The sequence below is a fragment of the Streptomyces akebiae genome (assembly GCF_019599145.1).
Classification (GTDB): domain Bacteria; phylum Actinomycetota; class Actinomycetes; order Streptomycetales; family Streptomycetaceae; genus Streptomyces; species Streptomyces akebiae.
This window is the reverse complement of the sequence record NZ_CP080647.1, coordinates 7,001,366-7,014,437: the sequence shown is the minus strand read 5'-3', so window position 1 is coordinate 7,014,437 and position 13,072 is coordinate 7,001,366. Positions and strand designations below refer to the sequence as shown.

At 68.9% G+C, this 13,072-nt stretch carries 14 protein-coding genes and 1 pseudogene; 7 read left to right on the top strand and 8 right to left on the bottom strand.

Going from position 1 to position 13,072, the window contains the following annotated elements:
- The first annotated feature begins 22 nt into the window (after window positions 1-22).
- From K1J60_RS30235 to trxA, 3 genes are read left to right on the top strand one after another with little or no spacing between them, the layout of a single operon-like run.
- Window positions 23-436, top strand: coding sequence for an arsenate reductase ArsC (locus tag K1J60_RS30235; protein ID WP_220648960.1), 414 nt, complete (start codon window positions 23-25; stop codon window positions 434-436).
- On the top strand, window positions 433-1,413 hold the full coding sequence (gene trxB / locus K1J60_RS30230) for a thioredoxin-disulfide reductase (RefSeq protein ID WP_220648959.1): 981 nt from the start codon (window positions 433-435) through the stop codon (window positions 1,411-1,413). The genes K1J60_RS30235 and trxB overlap by 4 nt, the downstream gene beginning before the upstream one ends.
- A gap of 34 nt (window positions 1,414-1,447) precedes the next feature.
- Window positions 1,448-1,771: a thioredoxin gene (trxA, locus tag K1J60_RS30225; protein ID WP_220648958.1), complete on the top strand. Its 324-nt coding sequence runs from the start codon at window positions 1,448-1,450 to the stop codon at window positions 1,769-1,771.
- 89 nt (window positions 1,772-1,860) lie between these two features.
- Here the strand turns inward: trxA and K1J60_RS30220 are convergent, their stop codons facing one another.
- Window positions 1,861-2,262: an ArsR/SmtB family transcription factor gene (locus K1J60_RS30220; RefSeq protein WP_051867627.1), complete on the bottom strand. Its 402-nt coding sequence runs from the start codon at window positions 2,260-2,262 to the stop codon at window positions 1,861-1,863.
- 166 nt (window positions 2,263-2,428) lie between these two features.
- Here K1J60_RS30220 and K1J60_RS30215 point away from each other — a divergent pair, with 166 nt between their 5' ends.
- Window positions 2,429-3,109, top strand: coding sequence for an arsenate reductase/protein-tyrosine-phosphatase family protein (locus tag K1J60_RS30215; RefSeq protein WP_220648957.1), 681 nt, complete (start codon window positions 2,429-2,431; stop codon window positions 3,107-3,109).
- Between the two features lie 69 nt (window positions 3,110-3,178).
- The gene (locus K1J60_RS30210) at window positions 3,179-4,561 is read left to right on the top strand and encodes an FAD-dependent oxidoreductase (RefSeq protein ID WP_220648956.1); all 1,383 of its coding nucleotides are present in this window, start codon (window positions 3,179-3,181) and stop codon (window positions 4,559-4,561) included.
- A gap of 74 nt (window positions 4,562-4,635) precedes the next feature.
- On the opposite strand, the gene K1J60_RS30205 is transcribed toward K1J60_RS30210, so the two are convergent.
- The 6 genes from K1J60_RS30205 to K1J60_RS30180 are packed head-to-tail and all read right to left on the bottom strand — an operon-like array spanning window position 4,636 to window position 9,497.
- Complete coding sequence (locus K1J60_RS30205; protein ID WP_220648955.1) at window positions 4,636-4,962, bottom strand: hypothetical protein; 327 nt, start codon at window positions 4,960-4,962, stop codon at window positions 4,636-4,638.
- A complete protein-coding gene (locus K1J60_RS30200; RefSeq protein WP_259407984.1) occupies window positions 4,932-5,702 on the bottom strand; it encodes a winged helix-turn-helix transcriptional regulator in 771 nt (256 codons plus the stop codon). Before K1J60_RS30200 ends, K1J60_RS30205 begins: the two co-directional genes overlap by 31 nt.
- A gap of 57 nt (window positions 5,703-5,759) precedes the next feature.
- Window positions 5,760-6,608 (bottom strand): phosphate ABC transporter ATP-binding protein PstB, encoded by an 849-nt coding sequence (gene pstB / locus K1J60_RS30195; protein WP_259408333.1) that lies wholly within the window; start codon window positions 6,606-6,608, stop codon window positions 5,760-5,762.
- Between the two features lie 59 nt (window positions 6,609-6,667).
- On the bottom strand, window positions 6,668-7,573 hold the full coding sequence (gene pstA / locus K1J60_RS30190) for a phosphate ABC transporter permease PstA (RefSeq protein WP_220648953.1): 906 nt from the start codon (window positions 7,571-7,573) through the stop codon (window positions 6,668-6,670).
- Complete coding sequence (pstC, locus tag K1J60_RS30185) at window positions 7,573-8,523, bottom strand: phosphate ABC transporter permease subunit PstC (RefSeq protein WP_220648952.1); 951 nt, start codon at window positions 8,521-8,523, stop codon at window positions 7,573-7,575. Before pstC ends, pstA begins: the two co-directional genes overlap by 1 nt.
- Window positions 8,520-9,497 (bottom strand): PstS family phosphate ABC transporter substrate-binding protein, encoded by a 978-nt coding sequence (locus K1J60_RS30180; protein ID WP_220648951.1) that lies wholly within the window; start codon window positions 9,495-9,497, stop codon window positions 8,520-8,522. Before K1J60_RS30180 ends, pstC begins: the two co-directional genes overlap by 4 nt.
- Window positions 9,498-9,840: 343 nt before the next feature.
- On the opposite strand from K1J60_RS30180, the gene K1J60_RS30175 reads away from it, so the two are divergent.
- Window positions 9,841-11,874 (top strand): PhoX family protein, encoded by a 2,034-nt coding sequence (locus tag K1J60_RS30175; protein WP_259407983.1) that lies wholly within the window; start codon window positions 9,841-9,843, stop codon window positions 11,872-11,874.
- A gap of 159 nt (window positions 11,875-12,033) precedes the next feature.
- A pseudogene (locus tag K1J60_RS30170) lies at window positions 12,034-12,249 on the top strand (arsenate reductase ArsC); the annotation flags it as partial.
- 6 nt (window positions 12,250-12,255) lie between these two features.
- Here K1J60_RS30170 and K1J60_RS30165 read toward each other — a convergent pair.
- Window positions 12,256-13,071, bottom strand: a complete 816-nt coding sequence (locus K1J60_RS30165; protein WP_220648949.1) for a hypothetical protein — start codon at window positions 13,069-13,071, stop codon at window positions 12,256-12,258.
- Window position 13,072: the final 1 nt, after the last annotated feature.

Here is a 13,072-nt window from a genome sequence, read left to right as displayed (position 1 = left end):
GTGAGACAAGAGAGACCTCCTGATGTCCGACAAGCCCTCCGTGCTCTTCGTCTGTGTCCACAACGCCGGCCGTTCCCAGATGGCCGCCGCGTGGCTGACCCACCTGGCCGGGGACCGTGTCGAGGTCCGTTCCGCCGGCTCCAACCCGGGCGCCGGCGTCAACCCGGCCGCGGTCGAGGCCATGGCCGAGGTCGGCATCGACATCTCAGCCGAGGTGCCGAAGATGCTCACCGTGGACGCGGTGAAGGAGTCTGACGTCTGCATCACCATGGGCTGCGGCGACACCTGCCCGGTCTTCCCGGGCAAGCGGTACCTGGACTGGCAGCTGGAGGACCCGGCGGGCCAGGGCGTCGAGGCCGTACGTCCGATCCGGGACGAGATCAAGGTGCTCATCGAGGGCTTGATCAAGGAGATCGCGCCGGAGCCGACCTCATGAGCACGAGCACGGACGTCCGCGAGGTCATCGTCATAGGCTCCGGCCCCGCCGGATACACCGCCGCCCTCTACACCGCCCGCGCCGAACTCAAGCCGCTCGTCTTCGGCGGCGCGATCTTCGTCGGCGGGGCCCTGACCACGACCACCGAGGTCGAGAACTTCCCCGGTTTCCCCGAGGGCGTCGACGGCCCGGTCCTCATGGAGAACATGCGGGCCCAGGCCGAACGCTTCGGCGCCGAGATGGTCGACGACGACATCGTCGAGGTCGACCTGACCGGGGACATCAAGACCGTCACGGACACCGCGGGCACGGTCCACCGCGCGAAGGCCGTGATCGTCGCGACCGGGTCCGGCTACCGCAAGCTCGGCCTACCCAAGGAGGACGAGCTGTCCGGGCGGGGCGTGTCCTGGTGCGCCACCTGCGACGGCTTCTTCTTCCGCGACCGCGACATCGTGGTCGTCGGCGGTGGCGACACCGCCATGGAGGAAGCCACCTTCCTCACCCGCTTCGCCCGCTCGGTCACCGTCGTCCATCGCCGCTCCACCCTGCGTGCCTCGCAGGTCATGCAGAACCGCGCCTTCGCCGACGACAAGATCTCCTTCGCCTTCGACAGCGAGATCGCCGAGATCAAGGAGAAGGACGGCAAGCTCGCCGGCGTCGTGCTGCGCGACGCCTTCACCGGCAAGACCCGCGACCTGGACGTGACCGGCCTGTTCATCGCGGTCGGCCACGACCCGCGCACCGAGCTCTTCAAAGGCCAGCTGGATCTGGACTCCGAGGGCTACCTGAAGGTCGCCTCGCCGTCGACGCGCACGAGCATCCCCGGCGTCTTCGGTGCGGGCGACGTCGTCGACCACACCTATCGGCAGGCCATCACCGCGGCCGGCTCCGGCTGCGCTGCGGCGCTGGATGCCGAGCGGTACCTCGCCGCCCTCACCGACGCACCCGAGCCGGCTGCGGCCGTCGCCGCCGTCTGACGGCACCCGCCCCACCCCCTACGAGGAGACCCGCATGGCCCTCAAGAACGTCACCGACGACTCCTTCGAGCAGGACGTCCTGGGCAGCGACAAGCCCGTGCTCGTCGACTTCTGGGCGGCCTGGTGCGGCCCGTGCCGCCAGCTCACCCCTTCCCTGGAGGCGATCGCGGCCGAGCACGGCGACGCCATCGAGATCGTCAAGCTCAACATCGACGAGAACCCGGACACCGCCGTGAAGTACGGCGTGATGTCGATCCCGACGATGAACGTCTACAAGGGCGGCGAGGTCGTGCAGACGATCGTCGGCGCCAAGCCGAAGGCCGCGCTGGAGCGTGAACTGGCCGACTACCTCGGCTGAGTGGCTACAAAGAGGGACCGGCGCCTCGACGGGCCGGTCCCTCTCTGCGTACGCCGGTAGATGACGGCTGAAGTCGTGGTGCTGTGCGGTTACACCCGGTCGAGGGCCTGGGCCGCCAGGGCGCCGACCGACGGCTGCAGTATCGCGCGCACCTTGTTCAGGCCGTCGTAGTTGACCGAGTACCAGGACCAGGTGCCGCGGCGTTCGCGGTTCAGGAGCCCCGCCTCGGTCATGATCTTGAGGTGGTGGCTGACGGTCGGCTGCCGGAAACCCAGGCAGTCGGCCAGGTCGCACACGCAGGCTTCACCGGCCGGCGCGCGTTCGATGATGCGGAAGATCTGCAGCCGCGTGGGGTCTGCGATGGCCTTGAGCATGAGGGCCAGACGCTCGGCCTCGTCGCGCTCGATGAGCAGGCACGCGAGACCGGGACTACAGCTCTCCGCTGCCGCCTCGCCCGCTTCCTCAGCGGCGCCCAATTCAGTGATAGCCATCTATTCACCATAAGTGGGGGCCTGACACCAACCGTGTGTTCGAAGCCACACCGAGGCCCTTGTTCACCAAGCGTTCACTTAGGTTGACGTCTATCCAAGATATAGATATGCACCTATTATCCGTGGTGAGAGCGGTGATGGAAGCCGCAGACCGAGGAGCCGCCCCATGGACGAGCAAAGCCCTCTCGGCCGAGGCCGCCGAGCTGCACCGCCTCTGCGGGACATCGATCCCGTACTCGAACGCATCACAGCCCGCCTTGCCGCACGCCACGGCAGGGCGTTCTCCAAGGAGACCGTGGAGCGGTACGTCGAGGAGTGCTCCTGGGTGCTGTCGGCGAAGGCACGCGTCGCCACCCACCTCCCGGTCCTGGTCGAGCGGTTCGCCGACCAGCGGCTCGGCGCCCTGGCCCGAGGCATGGGGCTGTCACCCAAGCCGGTGCCCGAGGTGCTGTTCGTGTGCACGGAGAACGCGGGGCGTTCGCAGCTGGCCGCCGCACTGCTGCGGCACCGGGCCGGGGACGGGATCCGGGTGCTGACGGCCGGCTCCGAGCCCGGCACGGAGATCGCCCCGGTCGTGCTGCGGCTGCTCGCCGAACAAGGGCTGGACGCGGACGAGGAGTTCCCCAAGCCGCTGACCCGCGAAGTCGTCACGGCCGCCGACGTCGTCGTCACGCTGGGCTGCGGCGACGCCTGCCCGGTCCGGCCCGGGCGCCGCTACCTGGACTGGGACCTGCCGGACCTGAGCGGCCTGGACATCGAAAGCGCGCGAGCGGTGCGGGACGGCCTCGCTACCCGTGTTGACGCACTGGCGGATGAACTCTTGCCGACAAGGGTTCCCCGGAGGTGAGTTGCCCTGGTGAGGGGCGGTTTGTAGCGTCGTAGGCGCGTAGCCCGCCCTTTCCCAGGAGGCCCTTCCGTGACCCGTGTGATCGCCGTCGGCGGCAGCGATGCCGGCATCAGTGCCGCCCTTCGCGCCCTGGAGCTCGACCCGGCCAGTGAGGTCACCGTCGTCGTGGCCGACGCCTACCCCAACTTCTCCATCTGCGGCATCCCCTATTACATCTCCGGCGAGGTCGCGCCCTGGACCAGCCTCGCCCATCGCACCGCCGCCGACCTCGCGGCCACCGGCATGGACGTGCGCGTCGACACCCGGGCCACACGCATCGACCCGGCCGGAAAGCAGCTGACGGTGCAAGGAGCGGACGGGCGGAGCGAGGAGCTGGCGTACGACGCCCTGGTGGTGGGGACCGGCGCGGTGAGCGTCCGGCCGCCCATCGACGGACTGGCCGACCTCAGGCCCGAGCAGGGCGTGCATCTGCTGCACAGCATGGGCGACACCTTCGGACTTCAGCGCAGCATCGAGGAGCGTCAGCCCGCCAGCGCCGTGATCATCGGGGCCGGTTACATCGGCCTGGAGATGGCGGAGGCGCTGACCATGCGCGGGATCTCCGTCACCCAGATCGAGGCGCTGCCCGAGGTCCTACCGACGGTCGACGCCGAACTCGGGTCCCTGGTGCGGGACGAGCTCGTCGAGCACGGTGTCGAGGTCCTGACCGGCACCACCGTCAAGGCCGTCTCCCGGGAGGCCGACGACCGGCTGCGCGTGGAGGCCACCGGTGCGGACGGCGACACCGTGACCCGTCTCGTCGACCTCGTGCTGGTCGTCGTCGGCGTACGCCCCGACACCGCGCTTGCCGCCGAAGCGGGCGCCGAACTCGGCTTCCGCGGTGCGATCGCCGTCGACGAGTGGATGCGCACGTCCCTGCCGGGGGTGTACGCGGCCGGGGACTGCGTCGTCACTCACCACCGCCTGCTCGGCACGACCTGGCTGCCGCTGGGCACCACCGCGCACAAGCAGGGCCGGGTCGCGGGCGAGAACGCGCTCGGCGGCGACCGGCGCTTCGCCGGGAGCCTGGGCACGCAGGTGGTGAAGGTCTTCGACCTGGTCGCCGCGCGGACCGGGCTGCGCGAGCACGAGGCTCTCGCGGCGGAACGGGGCTGGACGCCGGTGACCACCGCCAGCGCCCCGGACGACCACAAGGCGTACTACCCCGGCGCCACGCCGATCGCGGCCCGCATCACCGGCGATAGCGGCAGCGGCCTGTTGCTGGGCGCCCAGCTTGTCGGGCGTCGCACCGCCGAGATCTCTAAGCGTGTGGACACGTATGCGACCGCGCTGTTCCACGGTATGAGCGTGGACGGCGTCAGCGACCTCGATCTTTCCTACACCCCGCCGCTGGGCTCCCCCTGGGACGCTGTCCAGGCGGCGGCCCAAGCCTGGTCGCGGGAACACGGGTGAGCGGGCGGAAGTGAGCCGGCCGACGGGGCACCGCCAAGCAGCCCGTCGGCCGGAGTCTGTGAAGCCACCCGCTCTCACGGGTCGGCGTCGGTCAGGCACAGGGAGATCAGCGTCCGCGCCTCGGCCAGAGTGCCCGCGGTGATGATCTCCACGAGAGTCTGCGGGTCGGTGGTGAAGGTCTGCCACTGCACCTGGTCGGTGGCCAGGAACCGTACGCGGACCTTCGCGGAGTACCACGGCTTGCGGTGGAAGAGCGTGCCGACGCCGGGGATGTGGTGGCGACCGTGGACGGTGCCCCACCGGGGATAGCGCGTGGCCCACAGCGGCAGGTCGATGTAGGAGTCCTCCTCCGGCCCGCCCACCGCCGCCCTCACGCCGTCGAGGTGGTATTCGGCGAGCACCCTGTGCCGCACTCCAGCCGGTAGCCCATCCCGCGGATCGCGTCGATGGTGCAGCAGCTCTCCCCCTCCTCCTTGAGCTTGGTGCGCACTCGGCGCACGTGCACGGTGAGGGTGTTGCTTTCCGGGGTGTCGGTGCCCCACAGGGCCTGGGTCAGCTCGGTGCGGCTGATGAGCTTGTTGGGGCGTTCCATGAAGTAGCGCAGCAGCAGGAATTCACGGACCGGCAACTGCAGGGAGCGCCCGCGTACATAGACGTGAAAGCCCGCCGGATCAAGCTCGATGTCACCGACCTTCAACGGAGCGGCCGAGTCGTCGCCCTCGCCGCGTCCGGCCCGCAGAAGGGGAGCGATCTCCTCGATCCGGTAGGGGCGGGCGACGAAGGCGATCGCGCCGGCCGCCACCGCCGCCGTCGCCTCCGCCGCCCCTTCGGGCCCGGCTCCCACCAGGACCGGCACCGGATGGAGCCGGGCGATCAGTTCGGTGACCCTCGCGGCGTCCACCACCGGCAGCGGGGCGCCGAGCAGTACGGCGCGCGGATGGAGCGCCCCGGCCTGGAGCAGTGCCTCGGCGCCGTCGTGGCAGACATGGGTGCGGATACCCGCGCCCTCGAAACGGGCCAGGGCCTTGGCGGCGAGTTCCTGATCGGGCTCGACCAGGAGCAGGTCGGGGCTTGTGCCGTCGTCTGGGCCGCCGGAACCGCTGGCCGCGGTCGCCGGTGGCGGATGTGCCTCGGGTGTCACCCGTAATACTCCTTCACGTGTAGCGCGCAAAGGGGCGGACGTCGAAGTGGGCATCGGTCAGCCGAAGCGGCCGGAGATGTAGTCCTCGGTGCGCTGGTCGGAGGGGTTGGAGAAGATCCGCTCGGTCTCGTCGTATTCGACGAGTCGGCCGTGTCGTACGCCCTTGTCGTCGACGTCCGCGGTGAAGAAGGCGGTGCGGTGCGAAACACGCGCGGCCTGCTGCATGTTGTGGGTGACGACGATGATCGTGAACTCCTGGGCGAGGTGCTCCATGAGGTCCTCGATCTTGGCGGTGGCGATCGGGTCCAGGGCCGAGCAGGGCTCGTCCATGAGGATCACCTCCGGCTTGACCGCGATGGTGCGGGCGATGCACAGCCGCTGCTGCTGGCCGCCGGACAGCGCGAGCGCGGAGGTCTTCAGCTTGTCCTTGACCTCGTCCCACAGAGCGGCGTGGGTGAGGGTCTCCTCGACCAGGTCGTCGAGGTTGCCCTTGAAGCCGCCCACCCGGGGGCCGTAGGCGATGTTGTCGTAGATCGACTTGGGGAACGGGTTGGGTTTCTGGAAGACCATGCCGATGCGGCGGCGCACCTCGATCGGGTCGACGTCACGGCCGTACAGGTCCTCGTTGTGGTAGGTGATCTTGCCCGCGACCCGTGCCGTGGGCACGAGGTCGTTCATGCGGTTGAAGCAGCGGATCACGGTGGACTTGCCGCAGCCCGAGGGGCCGATCATCGCGGTGATCTGACGCTGCCCGATGGTCATGTTGACGTCGCGGACGGCCTCGTGGTCGCCGTAGAAGACGGACAGGCTGCTGACGTCGAAGACCGGGCTGGTCAGAGATGGGGCCTGGCGGTAGGAGACCTGAGGGGTCCGGGTGCCGCCGGCGGCATCGGAGGGCTGGGACATGGCGGCCTCCTGGCCGGGCTCGGGGAGCTGGTCGGTGGAGTGTGCAGTGGTCATGGCGGTCACCAGCGGCGGGAGTAGCGGTTGCGGAGCCAGATCGCGACCGAGTTCATCGCCAGCAGGATCACCAGCAGGATCACGATCGCCGAGGCGGCGAGCGCGGTGAACTCGGCACGGGACTGGCTGATCCAGTTGAAGATCTGGATCGGCAGGACGGTGAACTGGCTCTGCACGCCAGTGGGGTTGAAGGTGATGAAGGTCAGCCCGCCGAGCAGCAGCAGCGGGGCGGCCTCGCCGATGGCGCGGGACAGGGCAAGGATCGAGCCGGTCGCCATGCCGGGCACGGCGGCCGGGAGGACCTGGCGCCAGATTGTCTGCCACTGCGTCGCACCGAGCGCGAGGGACGCCTGCCGGATGGACTGCGGTACGGCGCGGACCGCCTCCCGGGACGCGATGATCACGGTGGGCAGGACCAGCAGCGACAGGGTGAGCGAGGCGGTCATGACCGTCTGGCCGAAGCCCAGCCCGCGGGAGATGACGCCGAGGCCGAGGATGCCGTAGACGATCGACGGCACGGCCGCCAGGTTCTGGATGTTGATCTCGATGAGACGGTTCCACCAGCGGGTGGGATCCGCGTATTCCTCCAGGTAGATCGCCGTGAGGATGCCGGTCGGCAGGCAGTACACCGCGGTGAAGGCGATGACCCAGACCGTGCCCATGATCGCCGACTGGGCGCCGGCGTTGGTCGGGTCGATGATGTCGGGGAAGTTCGTCCAGATCCGCGAGTCCAGGCGCGGCCAGCCCTCGGTCACGACGTAGGCGAGGAGGGAGACGAGGAAGATCACGCCCACGGCGAGGGACGCCCACAGGCTGAGCTCGAAGAACCGCTCGCGCCAGGGCTTGCCCCTGCCCTTCAGGCGGGGCACCTCGGGGGCCACGGGGGCCTTGTCGATGACGTCGGTGCTCATCACTCGTACACCTCCCGGTACTTGCGCACCAGGCGAATGCTGACCAGGTTCATCACCAGAGTCATCACGAAGAGCAGGGAGCCCACCGCGAAGATCGTCTGGTAGCCGGTGGATCCGGTCGGCAGGTCGCCGATGCCGGCGGCAGCGATGAACGCGGTCATCGTCTGCATGCCTTCGAGCGGGTTGAAGGACAGGTTGGGCCGTCCGCCCGCGGCCACGGCCACGATCATCGTCTCGCCCAGCGCCCGGGAGATGCCGAGCACGACGGCGGCGACGATGCCCGAGAGCGCGGCCGGGAAGACCACCCGCGTGGAGACCTGCATCTTGGAGGAGCCCAGCCCGAAAGCGCCGTCGCGCAGGGCGCGCGGCACGGCCGCCATGGAATCCTCGGCGAGCGAGGCGATCGTTGGGATGATCATGATGCCCATCACGAAGCCGGCCGACAGGGCGTTGAAGACCTGCGGCGGGTCCCCGACCGGCCAGACGTCCTGCAGCAGCGGCGTGAGCGCCTTCAGCGCGAAGAAGCCGTAGACGACAGTGGGGATGCCCGCGAGCACCTCCAGCATCGGCTTGAAGACGCGGCGCACGCGGGGCCGGGCATACTCGCTCAGATACACGGCCGCGCCGAGCCCGAGCGGAACGGCCACCAGCAGCGCGATGAGGGTGACCATCAGCGTGCCGCCGACCAGCGGGATCACGCCGAAGTGCGGCGGCTTGAACAGGGGCGCCCAATTGGTGCCGGTGATGAACTCGCCGAAGTTCACCTTGCCGAAGAACTCAGCGGCCGGCGGGATGAGGGCGATGACGATGCCGATGGTGGTCAGCACCGAGACCAGAGAAGCGGCCACCAGCAGGACCTTGATGGCCTTCTCGCCGTAGCGCGGCTGGGACCGCTTCAGGAAGCCGGGGCCTCCCGAAGCGGTCTGCCGCCCGGTGACGGAAGAGCTCATGACTTGTGCGCGGCCTTGAGGGCTTCAAGGTCCTTCTGCAGCTCGGTCTCCTGGGTGGGGTTGAGCGGCACGAACTGGGACTTCTCGGCGATGCTCTTGTTGTTCTCGACGTAGAACTCGACGAACGCCTCGACCTCGGCCTTGTCGAGCGAGGACGCCTTCGGGTAGATGAACAGCGGACGCGACAGCGGCTTGTACGCGCCGTCCTGCACCGTCTTGGTGTCGGGCGCGACGCAGCCGTCACCACCGTCGATCTTCAGGACCTTCAGCTTGTCCTGGTTCTCCTCGTAGTAGGACAGGCCGAAGTAGCCCATGCCGCCCTTGGAGCCGGAGACGCCCTGGACGGTGACGTTGTCGTCCTCGCTCGGCGAGTAGTCCGTGCGGGAGGCGCCCTCTTCGCCGTTGATGGCCTGCGTGAAGTAGTCGAAGGTGCCCGAGTCGGTGCCCGCGCCGAACAGCTCCAGCTTCTGGTTCGGGAACTTGGAGTCGACCTGGTTCCAGTTGTTCACCTTGGAGCCGGGCTCCCAGATCTTCTTCAACTGCTCGACCGTGAGGCAGTCGGCCCAGTCGTTGTCCTTGCTCACCACGACGGACAGACCGTCGTTGGCGACCTGGAACTCCTCGTACTTGATGCCCTTCTTGTCGCAGGCGGCCTTCTCCTCGTCCTTGATCGGACGGGAGGCGTCGGAGATGTCCGTCTCGCCGGCGCAGAACTTCTCGAAGCCGCCACCGGTACCGGACGTGCCCACCGTGACCTTGACCCCGGCGTTCTCCGCCTGGAAAAGCTGGGCCGCCGCGGTGGACAGCGGAGCCACCGTGCTGGAACCGTCGACCTTGATCGTCCCGGCCAGCTTGTCACCGTCGCTGCTCCCGGAGCCCGCGTCAGCACCGCCACACGCGCTTGCGGCCAGCATGACGACCGCCGTCAGAGCCAGAGGAGCCTTGGCTCGACGCAATGACAGGGAAATGTTCACGACTCTCGACCCTCGTGTCTGCCGGGTGCGCCGGCGGTGGATCGGTGCGCTGTGCGCTCCGTTCTGACACCTTGGATCGAAGTCTGACTATATGAACGGACGGTGTACGGGAAGCCCCTCCCGTATGAACTATAGCCACCCATCTATATAGATCGATCTTGATTAAAGTGACGGCGGACATTCCGGAAGCGGTGCGGGCGTGAGGGGCGGGCGGCCAGTCAGAGTTCGAACGGAGTTCACCGTTCAGCCGCCTCGGCGCGCCGGGAGCCCGCCTAGCGTCATGCATCGACATCCACCTATACACCGGTGGCCTCGCGTCCGCACCCGAATGCGTGGAGGAACTGTGCCCGATCTGCCCCTGCTGCCCGCCGGCCACAACACCGCCCGGTCCGCCCTGACCTGCGAATACCGCTGTGGCAACTCCTGCTCCCACGAGGCGCCCAACCGCTCGCTCAACCCGTACTTCGGTGACGTCGTACAGCGGGCCCTGTCCCGCAGAGGCGTCTTCAAAGGCGGCGCCGTGCTGGCACTGGCCGCCGGCGGGGCGACACTCGCGGCCTCACCCGCTGCTGCGGCACCGGCGGTGACCTCCGGGGGCCGCCCGTCGCGCGGCCTCGACTTCGAACCGGTCGCCCCGAACACGGCGGACGCCGTGACGATCCCCGCCGACTACGCCCAGCAGGTCGTCATCCGCTGGGGCGACCCGGTCCTGGCCGGAGCCCCCCGCTTCGACGCCCACAGCCAGAGCGCGAAGGCGCAGGCGCGGCAGTTCGGATACAACGCCGACTACATGGCCCTGCTGGACCTGCCGCGCCGCCGCGGCCACCAGCTGCTCGTGGTGAACCACGAGTACACCAACGAAGAGATCATGTTCTTCGGCTACGTCCCGGCCACCCCGACCCGCGAACAGGTCGAGATCGCCTGGGCCGCGCACGGCCTGACGGTCCTGGTGGTCCGCGCGGACGACTGCTCCGGCCGCCTGTGGCCGGTGACCGGCGACGCGCTGAACCGCCGTATCACCGCCACCACCCCGATCCGCTTCACCGGCCCGGCCGCGGGCAGCGACCTGCTCAAGACGAACGCCGACCCCACCGGCCGCACGGTCCTGGGCACCCTGAACAACTGCGGCGGCGGCATCACCCCGTGGGGCACGGTGCTGACCGGCGAGGAGAACTTCAACCAGTATTTCGGCAACGCCGTCGCGGTCACCGACCCGGTCGCGAAAGCCCGTCTGGCCCGCTACGGCCTTCCCACCGGCGCGAGCACGCGCAAGTGGGAGCGTTTCGACGACCGCTTCGACATCGGCAAAGAGCCCAACGAACCCAACCGCTTCGGCTGGGTGGTGGAGATCGACCCGTACGACCCGACGTCGACCCCGCGCAAGCGCACCGCGCTGGGCCGCTTCAAGCACGAGGCCGCCGAGCCGCGCCTCACCCGCGACGGCCGGGTCGCGCTGTACATGGGCGACGACGAACGCTTCGACTACCTCTACAAATACGTCTCCACCAAGACGTACAAGAAGGGCGACAGCCGAGCCGCCCGCGAGCACAACCTCACACTCCTCGACGAAGGCACCCTGTACGTCGCCAAGTTCACCGGCGACAGCCCGGCCGCCGAGATCGACGGCACCGGAAGGCTCCCGAGCGACGGGGAGTTCGACGGCAGCGGCGAGTGGATCCCGCTCGCCACAGGCAACGTGTCGCACGTAGCCGGCATGACCGCCGAAGAGGTGTACGTCTTCACGCGGCTGGCTGCGGACAAGGCGGGCGCCACCAAGATGGACCGCCCCGAGGACGTCGAACCGCACCCGACCACCGGCCGCGTCTACGTCGCCCTGACCAACAACTCCGACCGCGGAGCAGCCGGCAAGGTCGGCCCCGACGAGGCCAACCCCCGCATCGGCAACAAGCACGGCCACATCCTGGAGCTGGAGGAGCGCCGCTCCGACGCCGCATCCACCTCCTTCAGCTGGCGCCTGATGCTGGTCTGCGGCGACCCCGAGGACCCCTCGACGTACTTCGCCGGCTTCGACAAGTTGAAGGTCAGCCCGATCTCCTGCCCCGACAACGTCGCCTTCGACCCGCATGGCAACCTGTGGATCGCCACCGACGGCAGCGCGCTGGGCTCGAACGACGGTCTGTTCGTGGTGCCGGTCAAGGGTTCCGAGCGAGGCCACGTGAAGCAGTTCCTGACGGTGCCCAAGGCCGCCGAGACCTGCGGCCCGATCATCACCGAGGACCGGATCCTGGTCGCCGCCCAGCACCCGGGCGAGGTCACGGGCGCCACCGCGGAGAACCCGGCGTCACACTGGCCCGACGGACCGGGGAACATTCCGCGGCCGTCGGTCGTGACGGTGTGGAAGGACAAGCGCCGATAGATCGCGCATCTACCCGTCCCGCTGCCCGGCCGCCAACGGCCTGGGCAGCGGGGTTGGGCGGACAGAGCCCTACAGTAGGTCCCCCCGGAGGCGCTCCCGTCACGCCGCAGGCCGTCGGAACATCGAAGTGTCGCTTCCACATGCTTTGAAATGTTCGCCAAGCCCTGGACCGACGAGATCGTCCGCGCCGCCGACGTCGTCGTCAGCATGGGCTGCGGCGACGCCTGCCCGGTCTTCCCCGGCAAGCGATACCTCGAATGGACCCTCGACGACCCCGCAGGCGAGACCGTCGACAACGTCCGCCCCATCCGCGACGACATCGAGCGCCGTGTCCGCGGCCTCCTCGACGACCTCGGCGTCCCATCACAGCACTGACCCCCATCAGACCGACGTCAGATCCGGCCGTGGGCCGAACCCCCGCCGACAGCGCGGATGGGAGATGGGCCACTCCGCAGCATCCTCGACGGTCCGCACTGTGCGGTTGGCCTTGTCGCTGTCCTGATGGGTGGTCCAGCCGCAGTCGAGGCCATCGAAGACCTCGACCATCGTGACGCCCGCCTGGCGGGTGCGGTTGAGGGTGCCAGCGTTGTAGGCGACGGCCGACTTGGCGAGGGTGGCGGCCTCGGCCCAGGCACGAACCGGGACGCGAGCACCATTGCGGTAAACGACGTGGGTCAGCTGGTGTTCGGCGGCAAGTCTGACCGCCAGATTCTTCGCGGCCTGCTTCGCCGTCATGTTGCCCGCCGCCAGTTGTGGAACCTCACGGCGGGCTGCCTCTCGTGCCGCCCGATAGAACCGGTTCGCCATTCGCTCGGCTTCCTGGGAGCGACGCAGGAAGTCGGCGTAGGAGTCGGCCGCGAGCGACTGTAGGGCGTCGCGGTGGAAGGTGGTCCAGGTGAAGGTTACGTCGAGAGCTTCGGCGGCGGCTTGAGCGCCAGCGGCGTACAGGTGAGGTAGCTGCCGTTGGACGAACTGCCGGGCCTCCTGGTCGACGCGTTGACGGAAGGCACGGATCGCCTGCTTGAACTCCTCCAACGTCGCCACGGAGTGCTGCGCCCTCGGGTTGCCGGCGAACTGGGTGAGGACGGCGCGTTGTTGGGCGGCGAGTCGCTGCCAGGCGTCCTCGAGTACGGCCGCGACGCGGCGCGCGATCTCGTCCGGGTCTCCGGGCACCAGCGGTGACCACTCGTACGGCATG

What these genes read in the sequence shown, in the direction of transcription:
- pstC (WP_220648952.1), bottom strand. Translation starts at nt 8,523, where the DNA reads ATGAGCTCTTCCGTCACCGGGCGGCAGACCGCTTCGGGAGGCCCCGGC.
- K1J60_RS30215 (WP_220648957.1), top strand. Translation starts at nt 2,429, where the DNA reads ATGGACGAGCAAAGCCCTCTCGGCCGAGGCCGCCGAGCTGCACCGCCT.
- trxB (WP_220648959.1), top strand. Translation starts at nt 433, where the DNA reads ATGAGCACGAGCACGGACGTCCGCGAGGTCATCGTCATAGGCTCCGGC.
- trxA (WP_220648958.1), top strand. Translation starts at nt 1,448, where the DNA reads ATGGCCCTCAAGAACGTCACCGACGACTCCTTCGAGCAGGACGTCCTG.
- pstB (WP_259408333.1), bottom strand. Translation starts at nt 6,608, where the DNA reads ATGTCCCAGCCCTCCGATGCCGCCGGCGGCACCCGGACCCCTCAGGTC.
- K1J60_RS30235 (WP_220648960.1), top strand. Translation starts at nt 23, where the DNA reads ATGTCCGACAAGCCCTCCGTGCTCTTCGTCTGTGTCCACAACGCCGGC.
- K1J60_RS30220 (WP_051867627.1), bottom strand. Translation starts at nt 2,262, where the DNA reads ATGGCTATCACTGAATTGGGCGCCGCTGAGGAAGCGGGCGAGGCGGCA.
- K1J60_RS30165 (WP_220648949.1), bottom strand. Translation starts at nt 13,071, where the DNA reads ATGCCGTACGAGTGGTCACCGCTGGTGCCCGGAGACCCGGACGAGATC.
- pstA (WP_220648953.1), bottom strand. Translation starts at nt 7,573, where the DNA reads ATGAGCACCGACGTCATCGACAAGGCCCCCGTGGCCCCCGAGGTGCCC.